The 12,466-nt window shown below is 34.1% G+C and carries 9 protein-coding genes, 5 pseudogenes and 2 other annotated features; of the genes and pseudogenes, 2 read left to right on the top strand and 12 right to left on the bottom strand.

Annotated elements, in window-relative coordinates; translation table 11 throughout:
- Positions 1-191: 191 nt before the first annotated feature.
- The 8 genes and pseudogenes from thrS to QUF99_RS15605 form a co-directional block, all read right to left on the bottom strand.
- Positions 192-2,111 (bottom strand): threonine--tRNA ligase, encoded by a 1,920-nt coding sequence (gene thrS / locus QUF99_RS15635; RefSeq protein WP_289371155.1) that lies wholly within the window; start codon positions 2,109-2,111, stop codon positions 192-194.
- 43 nt (positions 2,112-2,154) lie between these two features.
- Positions 2,155-2,388, bottom strand: a binding site (T-box leader).
- Between the two features lie 41 nt (positions 2,389-2,429).
- Positions 2,430-2,663: a binding site (T-box leader), on the bottom strand.
- A gap of 61 nt (positions 2,664-2,724) precedes the next feature.
- Positions 2,725-2,829, bottom strand: a pseudogene (locus QUF99_RS28555) (NUDIX hydrolase); the annotation flags it as partial.
- 115 nt (positions 2,830-2,944) lie between these two features.
- The gene (locus QUF99_RS15630; protein WP_289371154.1) at positions 2,945-3,577 is read right to left on the bottom strand and encodes a YdbC family protein; all 633 of its coding nucleotides are present in this window, start codon (positions 3,575-3,577) and stop codon (positions 2,945-2,947) included.
- 21 nt (positions 3,578-3,598) lie between these two features.
- A pseudogene (locus QUF99_RS15625) lies at positions 3,599-4,473 on the bottom strand (PhzF family phenazine biosynthesis protein).
- A 71-nt stretch (positions 4,474-4,544) separates the two neighbouring features.
- Positions 4,545-5,372: a nucleotidyltransferase gene (locus QUF99_RS15620; RefSeq protein ID WP_289371152.1), complete on the bottom strand. Its 828-nt coding sequence runs from the start codon at positions 5,370-5,372 to the stop codon at positions 4,545-4,547.
- Between the two features lie 340 nt (positions 5,373-5,712).
- Entirely contained in the window at positions 5,713-6,654 is a 942-nt protein-coding gene (locus QUF99_RS15615) for an MBL fold metallo-hydrolase (protein ID WP_289371150.1), read from the bottom strand.
- Positions 6,655-6,985: 331 nt separating this feature from the next.
- Positions 6,986-7,531, bottom strand: a complete 546-nt coding sequence (locus QUF99_RS15610) for a GNAT family N-acetyltransferase (RefSeq protein ID WP_289371149.1) — start codon at positions 7,529-7,531, stop codon at positions 6,986-6,988.
- Positions 7,532-8,478: 947 nt separating this feature from the next.
- The gene (locus QUF99_RS15605) at positions 8,479-8,946 is read right to left on the bottom strand and encodes a YxeA family protein (RefSeq protein ID WP_289371148.1); all 468 of its coding nucleotides are present in this window, start codon (positions 8,944-8,946) and stop codon (positions 8,479-8,481) included.
- 67 nt (positions 8,947-9,013) lie between these two features.
- On the opposite strand from QUF99_RS15605, the gene QUF99_RS15600 reads away from it, so the two are divergent.
- Positions 9,014-9,154, top strand: coding sequence for a hypothetical protein (locus QUF99_RS15600; protein WP_289371147.1), 141 nt, complete (start codon positions 9,014-9,016; stop codon positions 9,152-9,154).
- A gap of 255 nt (positions 9,155-9,409) precedes the next feature.
- Positions 9,410-9,901, top strand: a complete 492-nt coding sequence (gene pssA / locus QUF99_RS15595) for a CDP-diacylglycerol--serine O-phosphatidyltransferase (protein ID WP_289371146.1) — start codon at positions 9,410-9,412, stop codon at positions 9,899-9,901.
- Positions 9,902-10,484: 583 nt separating this feature from the next.
- Here the strand turns inward: pssA and QUF99_RS15590 are convergent.
- The 4 genes and pseudogenes from QUF99_RS15590 to QUF99_RS15575 form a co-directional block, all read right to left on the bottom strand.
- A pseudogene (locus QUF99_RS15590) lies at positions 10,485-10,917 on the bottom strand (transposase); the annotation flags it as partial.
- A pseudogene (gene tnpC, locus QUF99_RS15585) lies at positions 10,910-11,607 on the bottom strand (IS66 family transposase); the annotation flags it as partial. The pseudogenes tnpC and QUF99_RS15590, both read right to left, overlap by 8 nt.
- Positions 11,608-11,738: 131 nt before the next feature.
- Positions 11,739-12,011 (bottom strand): hypothetical protein, encoded by a 273-nt coding sequence (locus QUF99_RS15580; protein WP_289371144.1) that lies wholly within the window; start codon positions 12,009-12,011, stop codon positions 11,739-11,741.
- A gap of 187 nt (positions 12,012-12,198) precedes the next feature.
- Positions 12,199-12,429 (bottom strand): annotated as a pseudogene (locus QUF99_RS15575) (transposase domain-containing protein); the annotation flags it as partial.
- Positions 12,430-12,466: the final 37 nt, after the last annotated feature.

Below are 12,466 nucleotides of genomic sequence, written 5' to 3'. Positions count from 1 at the left end.
TCTATCCTTTTTTCATTTACTACAACGCAACTATCATCCATTTGTTTAACAAATAAAAAGTACACCACTTATCAAAAGTGATGTACCAACAACCATATAATGTATAACATTTTATTTAGAATATTTTTATGAATATTATCACTCGTTGTCTCTCTTTCATAAATGATTCCTGATACCTTTATCATTCTACATTACTTTTTATTATGAATCTCATGCTGAATCCCTTCCATAAATGCAGCAAACGAAACAACTTCAGAGCTCTCTTCCCCATATTTGCGAACATTTACAGCTTCATTCTCAATTTCTTTATCCCCGATTACAAGAATATAAGGAGTCTTTTTCATTTGTGCTTCTCGTATTTTATATCCAAGTTTTTCACTACGAACGTCTAGCTCAGCTCGTATACCAGCATGTCTCAGCTTCTCCTCCATCTCTTTCGCGTACCCTTCATGTACTTCTACTGAAACAGGAATCACCTTTACTTGAACAGGGGCTAACCATGTTGGAAAGGCTCCACCAAAATGTTCAATTAATATACCTAAGAATCGATCAAGTGATCCTAATACAGCACGGTGAATGACGACAGGTCGTTTTTTCTCATTTTTATCATCAATATAATGTAAGTTGAATTTCTCAGGCATTTGGAAATCAAGTTGAACTGTTGCACATTGATGACTTCTTTTTAGCACATCCTTAATATGAAAATCAATTTTCGGTCCGTAAAATGCGCCATCTCCTTCATTAACTTTATAGTTATAATTCAATGATTTCAGTACATTTTCAAGAGCATCTTCTGCCTCTCTCCATAATTCATCCTCTCCCATTGAATCTTCTGGTCTTGTCGAAAGTTCTATTTCATATTCAAAACCAAATGTACGATAAACAAAATCGATTTGTTTGATTACCGATTGTATCTCACTTTCAATTTGTTCCGGTGTAACGAATATATGTGCATCGTCTTGACAAAATGTACGTACTCTTAATAGCCCGTTCAGTGCACCGCTAAATTCATGTCGATGCACTTGACCAAATTCACACATTCTAATTGGTAAATCACGATAGGAATGCAATTTATTTTTAAATATTAGCATGTGTCCAGGGCAATTCATCGGTTTTAACGCGAAGCTTTTATGATCGACCTCTGAAAAATACATATTATCTTTATAATGATCCCAGTGTCCTGATTGTTCCCATAGCTCTTGATTCATCATAAAAGGAGTACGAACTTCTTGGTAATCATGTTTCTGTTGCAATTCTCTTAGAAAAGATTCTAATTCATTTCGTATGATTTGCCCTTTCGGTAAATAAAAAGGCATTCCTGGTGCTTCTTCAGAGAACATAAATAATTCAAGTTCATTGCCAAGCTTGCGATGATTTCTCTTCGCCGCTTCTTCTACAAACTGCAAGTGATTTTCTAATTCCTTTTGTGAAGAAAAAGCAACACCATATATCCGTTGAAGAACTTGATTATTACTATCACCGCGCCAATATGCACCAGAAACGTGAGTCAACTTGAATGCTTTCATATATCCAGTTGACGGTAAATGTGGCCCGCGGCATAAATCTAAAAATTCCCCTTGCTTATAAATTGTTACAATTTCATGAGCTGGAATATCATCTAAGAGCTCTAACTTTAAGTGGTCATTCAAGTCTTGAAAAATCTTTTTCGCTTCATCCCTAGTAACTTCCATTCGTTCCATTTCTAAATCTTCGTTTATAATGTTCTGCATTTCATTTTCTATTTGAGATAATTCTTCAACAGTCATACTATTAGGAAGATCCATATCATAATAAAATCCATTTTCAATAACTGGCCCTACTCCTAATTTCACATTGCGATATAATCTTTTTACCGCTTGTGCTAACACATGCGCAGCAGTGTGCTTTCCGATTTGTATTCCTTCTTCCGAATCTACAGTTATAATTTCAATTTTCGCATCGTGATTAATGTTTCGGCGTAAATCAAATAATTGACCGTTTACCTGCCCAGCTACAGCTTTCTTTTTTAAGCTCGAGCTAATCGATGCTGCAATCGCTTCTAAAGTAATGCCTTTTACATATTCTTTTTCACTGCCATCTGGAAAAATAATTCGAATTACTTGTTCACTCATCTTTACCACTCCATTTCATAATAAAAAGCACACTCATCCCTATAGTAGGGACGAGTGTGCTTTTACCCGTGGTTCCACCCAGATTCCCATCGCATCTTTTCCTAATAACACGATGGCTTCTTTTGCGGTAACGTCGCTTATACGGCACTCGATACTAAGATTTCCCCAGTGCAGCTCTAAGGTGGTAAATGATTCTCCTGCGTTAGGAAGTTCTCAGCTTTCCTTCCCTCTCTGTATAACCGTAAAGAATCATTCGTGTCCTTTTCATTGCTTATCATCTATGAATTTAAAAAACAAAAAAGCATACTCATCCCTAATAATAGGGACGAATATGCTTATATCCGTGGTTCCACCCAGATTCCTATCGCACCTTTTCTATAAAGGATTTTGATAGCTTCCTTTGCCGTAACGTGGCTATACGGTATTAGATACTTATTTTCCCCAATACAGCTCTAAGGTGGTAAGTCATTTTCCTGCGTTAGGAAGTTCTCAGCTTTCCTTCCTTCTCTGTATAACCGTAAAAATAACTCGTGTCCTTTTCATTGCTTTTGAAATAGCATTCACTTATTGCTATAAAATATACAATATTCAAATTGTTTTTGCAAGTGTTTAAAAATATAAATTTGATAATTTCAATATCAATCCTTGTTTTTTCTTTCGCTTCTCTTATTACATCTTGACGAATTGCTTCCCCTTCTTCTACTGAGCCACCAGGAATTCCCCATCCTCATTTCGGACTTTTTAGCACCAAAATTTCATTCTTCTCATGCAGGACAACTGTTGCGGCTAAAATAATATATCTTAGATATGACATCATGTATCCACTCTTTTTATTAGAAATATGCGGGGCATACAGACCACTCATCGACGTATGTAACCTGTTTCCCATTTACATTTGACACATACGCTGATACATTTGCTAATTCATATAACGCTGGAAAAATTTCTTCCACATAATATCGATGTGATTCTTCGTCTTTCCATAAAGAAAGAACGAGATAACGATTCGGCTTTGTAAGAGATCTTCCAACAACGCCTCCTAACATTCCTTCTGATCTTTCCATACCTATATTCCAAACCGTTTCTTGCACATGTAAAAACTGCTGATCATCTCCATTTTTCACATCGCATATTGCGATTCTTGCAAAAGAACTATTTGGAATTACTTCTGTAAATGAAGTCTCTGTCATATCAAATAAAGATTGATATAATTCTGTTTCACAGAGTGTATATGTATCCTTTTGATTGCTATTATAAAAGATTGTGTCATGCGTTTCATTCATAAATTGCTGGTATGTGTTCATATTTTCCCAAGCAGCAAATACGCAAGCTGTTTCCTCATTCCATCCACCAAATTGTCCATGGAATCCTTCTAGTTTCGTTAATTCTCTCCACTTTTCTTGAGCCGTTGAAAATAACTCTTTTTGCTCTTTTTCTACATGACAAAAAATTGATTTTAAAATCATATAGATCCCCCTTTATTTGTATTATGCGTTCCATTTCCCTTTAGCAATGCTTGTTACTTCTCCGCCTACAAAAATCTCAATCAAATGATTTTTTTCTTCCGCACGAACATGTAATAAAGAAGGACGATTCATCTCATATCCTTGTTCGATATGTAAATTTATTTTTTCTTAACAAAAATAGCGGTGCTTTGTTACATATGCTGCTAAACAACCATTTGAACTCCCAGTTGCTGCATCTTCTGGAATACCATAATACTCCGCAAAATCACGAACATTAAGGTGATTTTCCTCCTTATACGTTTCAGAAGTAAATACCATAATCGCCTTTGCTTCTGTTTGTGCAATCAGTTGAAAATACTTTTCTTTATTTATTTTTACATTCTTAACCGCAGCTAACGATTTTAAAGGAACAAGAATAACTGGCAATCCTGTTGATACTTCTTGAATCGGATATTGATTATCGATATGTGAAGCATCAATATTCAATACCTCCGCTACTTCTTTTCTATCTAAAACCTTCCCAAACGTAGGGTCATTTTGTTTCATCCATACGACATTTGTTTCATGATGAAAAGTGACCGGTACTGAACCTCCTTGAAAGTGTAATAGAATTTCATCAAGATTATTTTTCGAATGATTTCACTCTTTAATATAAAAGCTGTTCCTAACGCCGGGTGTCCCGCAAAAGGTACTTCTTCGTTTGGTGTGAAAATACGTACACTATATCCTTTGTCTATCTCCTCCTTAGATACAATAAACGTTGTTTCAGCATAGTTTATCTCTTTGGCAATTTGCTGCATTTCCTCACCCGAAATTTGATAAGCGCCTGTAAAAACAGCAAGTTGATTGCCTGTATATTTACCTTGTGAAAAAACATCAACAATATAAAAATCCATGCTTTTCAACTCCCGCCTCTCCGTACATGATTCTATATTATTCAAGAAAAAACACTGTTTACATAACATGATTATAGTTTATAAAAATCATTAGTAGTTAACCATTGATCAGATTCTTTCATCATCCAATCTCCAAAGCCATCCAAAAACGCTAAAATTTCTTGTGCATTTTCCGAAGGAGCAATCGCATATTGGAGTGCTTTTCTCATTTGTTGTTCTTGGTCAGGAAAATGCTTACTGAATAATTCATAAGCCGGATATAAATCTCTTGAATATAATGCCTCCCTACCAATTGTCAGTGCTAGTCCCGCCCTAACAATAATTTTCATAATCCAGCGGCAACAGTCCTGTATATCATCACTATCATTATTATGAATAAGCTCTTCACGCGCTTGTTCTATTTGCTTTTGTAAATGAATAAGATGCTCATTTGCTAACTCTATACTTACTTTATATTTTGGCAACTGATGCCTTACATCTTCACCAAATACGCATATGCTATGAGTCTGAATCATAAAGCTAACAAATGAAAAGTTAGTAGAATCTAGCACATCTTCCACATGATAAAAACTGAATTCCACTCCAGATACACAATGAAAGTTTCTTAGAATTTCTTTCTCTACATTTTCTCTCCAGCCCAAATCTATCACCTTAGGATCTTTCCCAACTAAGACGATTGTATCTATATCTGCGATTCCCTCTATTCCTATCCCCCTCGGAATAGATCCTCTAATATAAATACTATGTAAATCATTCTTTAAAAAGCGGATACAAGTATCCTTCACTTCCTGTATAACCTCAAAAAAAGCTGGTTGAACTTTATTCATATGTGAATCATTAATCATATAACCATCATGATCAACTGAGCAAAAACGACCTATTTTTTTAATTACCGTCAATCTATCTCCCTCGTTTCAATTTAACCTGATGCTTTCATATTACAGCGAGAAAACAAATAAATCAAAAATATCAGAAAATTAATTCAGTACGCGGATGTAAACCTTTATATGTTTGTTTGCATTCATTCCTTTGATTCTATTGAATTTATCGCACTACACTCATTTTATTCAAAATATGACAAATAAAGAGATTAGAACATCCATGAACAAAAAAGAAAAAGCTAGATACATGCTAGCTTTTTACATAAGTCCAGTTCTCGGAATTCATTTTTTTATGTCTTTTTATTCTTGTACAATAACGATATTTCTCCTAAACTTTGTTTTCAGCGATTTAATACTGTTATTCTTTATGTTCATTGTATACAACAGTAAGATTTCGCTTGTACCCGTCGACACCTGTCCAATTGGTATATTCTTTAGAAGTATCAGTTAATAACAGTTTCTCTAAGGATTCTCCCTTTTCTAAAGAAGAAGCTACTTTCAGGTTAAGGTGCTTCAAATATTGCAACATAACCTGAATTTGATTTTTTGTCACCATATTACCGTGACCAGGAACTATTCTTTGAATATCAATTGCATCAACTTTAGATAAATTGTCAATAAATTGCTGGGAATTAAAAATAGGAGGATGTAGATTATCTAACACTAGGTCGCCCATAAATGCAATTTTTTCCTCTGGTAAATACAGAAAAGCATCACTTGGAGTATGACCACCCCCATAGCAATATAACTCAACTGTTCGGCATGTACCGTGAATGACAAGCTTATCTTCAAAGGTCAAATTCGGAAGTACGATTCGTAACTCAGGTAATGCTGCGCTTACTTTCGATATTTCCTTAAACTGACTATCAAGACTTTCCAGTAAGACTGGATCACTTTCAGTCATCATTCTTTGCTCCAACTGACCTAAGTATAGCTGCATATCTACTTGTTCCTTATTTAAATCCCCAATAACGTTCGTCTGTGCATGTAAATCTCTTGTAATTGAAGTTGAAATGATCGTTACGTCTTCAAAAATTTGATTACCAAAAGTGTGATCTCCGTGATAATGGCTATTAAAAACATATTTAATTTCTTTTTGAGTAATTTCTTCTGCTACTTTTCGTAAATCTCTAGCGGCGTTAGGAGTTGTGAATGTATCAAATATAAGAGTTTCATCCCCTAAATCAATGAAACCAGCATTACTCATTGCCCCTTCACCTTTCTTAGCGATTGCAGCATATATACCTTCAGAAAGTTTTTCTATTAAAAAATAGGAGGATGTTGCTTTAATAATTTCCATAGTTAATCACCTCTAAATAATCTGATTCATACTTATTTCTTTAATTTCCTCATTTCTCTGTACGATTCCTTTTTATCTTATTTTATTATGTAATTTGATTAAAGAATGAGAAACGTAAATTGTTTACTCCATACATTCGTAGTTTACATAACTACAATTATAGGGATACAATCTATCTAGAAAGTATCCTTTTGATTATACTCTTCAATTAATGCTACAATTTTATCTTTAACCATATATTGTCTCCTTTAGTTCACATAAATCCCGAAGGCGGAAGTAAAGAAATAAAACCTTAGTGTTATCATTATTCGCTGAAAGAAGAAAGGGAAAGTCATTTACTTTTGCAATAATCAGACTCCGTTAAGCCATAAACAACCGTATCTTCATAAACTCCCCAGTACAAACAACTCTGTTTAAATGTTCCTTCGTATTTCAATCCTAATTTTTGCATTACTTTAGAAGAGGCAGGGTTTTTAGTGAAAGCATCAGCATAAATACGATTTAGCCTTAATTCTTCAAATGCATATTTAACGATGACTTGTCCCGCTTCTGTACAGTACCCCTTACCCCAATATGATTTACCTACCCAGTAGCCCAGTTCTCCTTTATTGTGTTTTTTATTAATAAAAAGGTATATACAACCCATGAGCATATTTTGCTCATTAACCATTGCAAAGTGAAAACTGTCACCCTTATCCATAGCTTTATGAGTAGATGTAATCCACTCTTCTGCGTAGCCATCTAGATAAGGATGAGGAATAATTGTAGTAGTTTTTGCCACATCTTTATCTCCTGCTAATTCTTGAACTTTAGGAGCATCATCTAACTGAAACGAGCGTATTGTTAATCTCTTAGATAAGAACATTGGATATTGCATTTCTTTTCCTCCTTTCTAACTGTACAAGTAATGACTAAGTTTATAATACATACATTTTTTAATTGAAGTGCACTAAATTTAAATAAATCATAGATTTGCGATTTGTCCGATAAAAAAGAGCACTCGTTTCCGCGAGCACTCTTTTAAGGGATTTTGAGATTTCTCATTAACGAAAGTTAAAGCAATTAAAGTTAATGAGTTACTATAATATATGCTTGTCTCTTTTTTTGGTGTCCATTTCGTTCAATAAAAAAAGAGCACCACGCCACTAGGTGCCCTTTCGTGTTAAGGAGTTTTCTGATGAGCGTGAAATAAGCGACCTATGCTTGTCTCACACTATAATATATGCTTGTTCTATTAAAATGGTGCAATAAAAAAAGAACTCGAATAAATGTTGTCACTATTCTTTTTTTTAAATAGTATCGTCCCTATTAACCCTAAAAATATGGTTATAATTTTCGAACTAATACCTTTGTTACCTTGTTTTTTAGAAGTGACATTTTAAATTCCTCTCTTGTTTGACTTCGGATTTATGCTAACTGAATCTTACATTCCTAATAAGCCCTTATCTATAAGTTTTTAACAACTTAAAAGCAAAGTATACAGCACTTTTCATCATAGAAATCATTATATAATATCTATAGATTTCACTATGAATATTTTATCTATTATTTATCCATATCTTATGTTTTTTGTAAAACCTTATCTTCGCTAGCCTTTGCTTCAACCGAGTAACGTTTTGCTAGTTTAATGTCATGTTTGCTAAGTGGCTTATCTTTCCCTTCTTTGCTTGTTTCTTCTGCTTACTCCATTCACGTAATTGATCTCTTAATAGCTTCATACTTCACATCTCCCTTTGCAAAATAAAAAGGACACCAGATTCTTAAACAGCTGCTTGAGCTGTTCTAAAGAATTGGTGTCCTCTAGTTTTCTATCCGAACTATATATTATTTTTTATCTATCTGTTCTCTTGCTTTTTTAGGTATGTCGTCTGATTTGACTTCTTCATAACTGTCAATTCCGTAAGTTTTATCTTTATATTTACCACCTACATCAACACGTAGAAACGCATTTAACTTCAAGTTTTTATTTGCGAAAAATTTTACGGTTATTTCATCGCCTTTTTTATTATATGCTTTCAATGTATACCAATACAGCTTAACTGTTGTTCCATCATCTGCTTCAGACATTTCTTCTTTACCATCTTCAGTAATTTGAACATAGTATTCTTTTGTTCCCCATTTTTTAATATCAAGTAAATCATTTTTTTCAGCAATTCCTATATAGACAATTGAAACAAGGGCTATTGCTACGATCGATACGAATAATTTTTTCATATTTTTCACCTTTAGATTTTTGTAATTTGATATTTCGTATACTATCACAAGCACTACATTCAAATTATCTATTTTCATTACAAAAACCTTACACTTTTGTAATAATACATATCAATAAACTGAGGTTGAAGAATAAGTAGTCGAAATGTTAAAAAACTATCTTCAGATGCGAACGTTAAATATTCTTTGTGATAAAGGAGTGTTGGAAAAGAAGGAAAGTTATTTTGAAGTAATAGACGAGCCTTTACTACAAGAGTTAGCGGCAGATGTTTATAAACAAAATTAAACATATGTTTGTAAGGGAAGCTGTAAGTAGAGTAAGATGATTTTCATTAATGATGAAAATACGATAAAAAATGAAATAAGCTCGATCTTCCTTTAGAATAATGAAAAGCCGATTTTCCTTAACGTACAGGAAATCGGCTTTTTTCTTGTCGAAATTTGCTTAGCGTACAGTGGTCATGTATTTTTAAGAATAACGGAAGAATATATAGAAAATGCTACATAAATGGGAAGTTTGATCAACTTAGGGGGGACAACCTTGTTCAATCGGATAGTAAAAGCTATACCTAATTTATTTACGCTCGGAAATTTATTGTGCGGTGTTTTTTCAATTACCTTGAATATGAGTGGCTTTTTGGAAGTAGCCCCCATTTTTATTTTCTTTTCGGCTGTTTTAGATCTTCTTGATGGAAGGATTGCGAGAAAATTAAAAGTGAATAGTGAGTTTGGCGTAGAATTGGATTCTTTAGCTGATATTGTTAGTTTTGGAGTTGCTCCTGCACTTCTATTTCATTCAATAGCAGCACCATCTATTTTAACTTCTTTGGCATTTATCCTTTTTCCAACGATGGGTGCTTTAAGATTAGCTAAATTTAGTGTTAAACCAACCATTGGATATTTTAAGGGATTACCTATTCCAGCTGCTGGATTACCATTGGCTGGCATGGGATTGTTTTCATATAGCAATGCATGGATTACCTTAATCCTCGCTCTCTTAATGGTAAGTCCAATTAGGTTTAAAAAACTTTAATTTGGGCCCCGCCACATTGCCATCAAGACTTTATGGAATATCGTTTATTTGAGTAAGGCTATAGAAATATTAAAGAGTAAGTATGATTTCAAGGAGATTATTAAAGAAATTGAAAAACTTAGTACTGCAGACAAATATCGTTTAAAAGAGTTTTTCACTAAATCGCTTGTTTCTTATTCGGCGAGTGAATCTGTTTGAAAGCGAAAGTTAAAAGCTTTTATTTTTTGCTATGTTAAACAATACCGTTGATAATTCATCAAAAAGAAAAAGGGCACTTTTTTTGTATTCTCATTTATTCCAATTATAGAAAATTAATAAAATATTCTGTTCAATAATTAGTAAACAATTTACAATGATAATATCAAATAACAAGGAGGCAATTTACATGAAAAACGTGAAGATTCAAACCGTAAAAATATATAAGGGTGGAACACTTTCTTAAATGTAAACGCTGTACTCCCTTATATGTGTCATTCCAAAAACACTAAAAAGGGGTAAATCATGAGTTTTCCAGTTAAAAAATTTTTCTCCTACTACAAACCGTATTTAAAGCTGTTTTTAACTATATTGGCATGCGCCTTAATCGTATCTTCAGTGTCTTTAGTGAATAGATAAGGATGCCAATTAATTGCCCATACAGATGGCATTCCAGACGCTCTTTTTTTAATACCTTTACAATGGTCGATTCCAAAGAATGATTTCCAGATTTTGAATAGAATCTCTATTTGCCACCGTAACGAATACAGAGAATGAATATCTTCCATCGGTACATTTTCGGAAGAGATGTTCGTGATATAAACATTCATAGCGCTTAACCGTTTACTTCGTTCTGAGAATACAATGCCTTTTTTCTTTTCTTTTATAGCCTGATCTTTCCAACGTTTTTGTGTTTGTTCTTCTGTCAACCGATGAATAATAACCCGAGTCGGTAACTTCTGATATTGACCTATGTAAACCTGGGGTATCTCATATGTTTCACCTGGTTGAATCCCCTCCTTAAGCTCTTCCATATCCATCTACTTGTAAATACCCTTGAAAACCAGTTAAAAAACGTTTCGGATGTTCCCCTGCTCTTGTGGGTTGATAATTATAGAGAACAATATGGATATCCTCTCGCCCTGTACGGTATAACCACAGATAGGACTGGGTTGTTGCGGCTCGACCAGGTTCGCGTAAGACTTGGAAGGTTGTTTCATCCGCATGAAGGATGGTTCGAGTAAGTAGATGTTCATGCATCCTTTCATACAAAACCACTAACCATCGATCAGTCCCATATAATAACCAATTTCCCATCGTTTGTCGTGATAAGAAGATCCCCATTCGTTCAAAATGCTTTTCCTGACGATAAAGAGGTAATCCTTCAACATATTTTCGTGCCATAATATACGCCATAATTGATGGGGAAGCGATACTTTTAGGAAAGGCATGGGCTGGCATCTTAGCCGTCACAATTGGTGTGGATACCTCATCTAATTCACACTTACGACAAGCGTATACATACCTCTTATGTTCCGTCACCTTTACTTCTGCAGGGACAATCGTTAGTTCCTTTCGGACTTCTCACTCATCTCATGCAAAGCACCACCACAGCACGAACAAACCTGTTCCTCATCAAGTAAACGATATTCAACCGTTTCAATCGGAAGGTTTTGGACAGACTCATCCCTATGACCACGTTTCTTTTTGCGACGATAGGTGATCGTTTCAACGTATGCGTCAAATTGTCCCCACATTTTAATATTCAATTAATGATGAGATAATCTCCTCCAAGTATTTATGTACTTAAGGAGATTTAACATCTTTTGTAATTTTATTTAAAATCTATTTATGAGTAGTCTTAATTCCTATTTCTAGTATAATGAGTTCCTCTTATTACAATAGTATTTGTGTTTTCGTCCTTTCCACGCTTAAGGTTTCTGGTAAGCTTAGCCATAATGAACTGGGATTCTGCATCATCTGCACCTTCGATTTTATATAAAAATTTCTTTGCATTTTCACCTGAAAGTACTTTTATAAGCTTATCATACCAATAAATAAGCACCTTATCGTCTTTCTTAACATCATATGAAAAAATTATATCGTTAGTTTGATTCTTACCTTTATCGAACATAGCTATTCCATTCCTTTCGACCATAATGACTATTCATACTTTTGTGGGGGGTAAATAACTTTCTATTGTTAGTTTTCATAGTCGTATTCATGATTATATATATTCGTAATATCTAACCAAAAACGTAAACGTCAAGCAACTCTAAAATCAATCTTTATTGCATATTTTTGAAGTTACTTGACGTTTACGTTTCAACAGCTGGTTTGGTTGTTTCAGAATCACTTTCTTTCTCAGCCTCATTAAACAGTTCTAAAGCGAGTTGATTATTAGGTGTTTTTTCGCTAGACGTACCAAACCGTTTTTGTTGACTAAGACGAAATTGTTCTTCATACCATCTCACTTTTGCCGTGAGTTCCTCTACTTGAGCTTGAGGTGATTCGATTGTGGGTTGATTTGAATGGGAAAGTGTCGTTTTCATAGATAAATAAATTCGACAAAATCATTCAAATTCCTTT

It is taken from the genome of Bacillus sp. DX4.1 (assembly GCF_030348195.1).
Classification (GTDB): domain Bacteria; phylum Bacillota; class Bacilli; order Bacillales; family Bacillaceae_G; genus Bacillus_A.
The sequence above is the reverse complement of the archived record's forward strand: the minus strand, read 5'-3'. Positions and strand labels throughout refer to the sequence as shown.

What these genes read in the sequence shown, in the direction of transcription:
- QUF99_RS15615 (WP_289371150.1), bottom strand. Translation starts at nt 6,654, where the DNA reads ATGGAAATTATTAAAGCAACATCCTCCTATTTTTTAATAGAAAAACTT.
- thrS (WP_289371155.1), bottom strand. Translation starts at nt 2,111, where the DNA reads ATGAGTGAACAAGTAATTCGAATTATTTTTCCAGATGGCAGTGAAAAA.
- QUF99_RS15630 (WP_289371154.1), bottom strand. Translation starts at nt 3,577, where the DNA reads ATGATTTTAAAATCAATTTTTTGTCATGTAGAAAAAGAGCAAAAAGAG.
- QUF99_RS15605 (WP_289371148.1), bottom strand. Translation starts at nt 8,946, where the DNA reads ATGAAAATAGATAATTTGAATGTAGTGCTTGTGATAGTATACGAAATA.
- QUF99_RS15610 (WP_289371149.1), bottom strand. Translation starts at nt 7,531, where the DNA reads ATGCAATATCCAATGTTCTTATCTAAGAGATTAACAATACGCTCGTTT.
- QUF99_RS15600 (WP_289371147.1), top strand. Translation starts at nt 9,014, where the DNA reads ATGTTAAAAAACTATCTTCAGATGCGAACGTTAAATATTCTTTGTGAT.
- QUF99_RS15580 (WP_289371144.1), bottom strand. Translation starts at nt 12,011, where the DNA reads ATGTTCGATAAAGGTAAGAATCAAACTAACGATATAATTTTTTCATAT.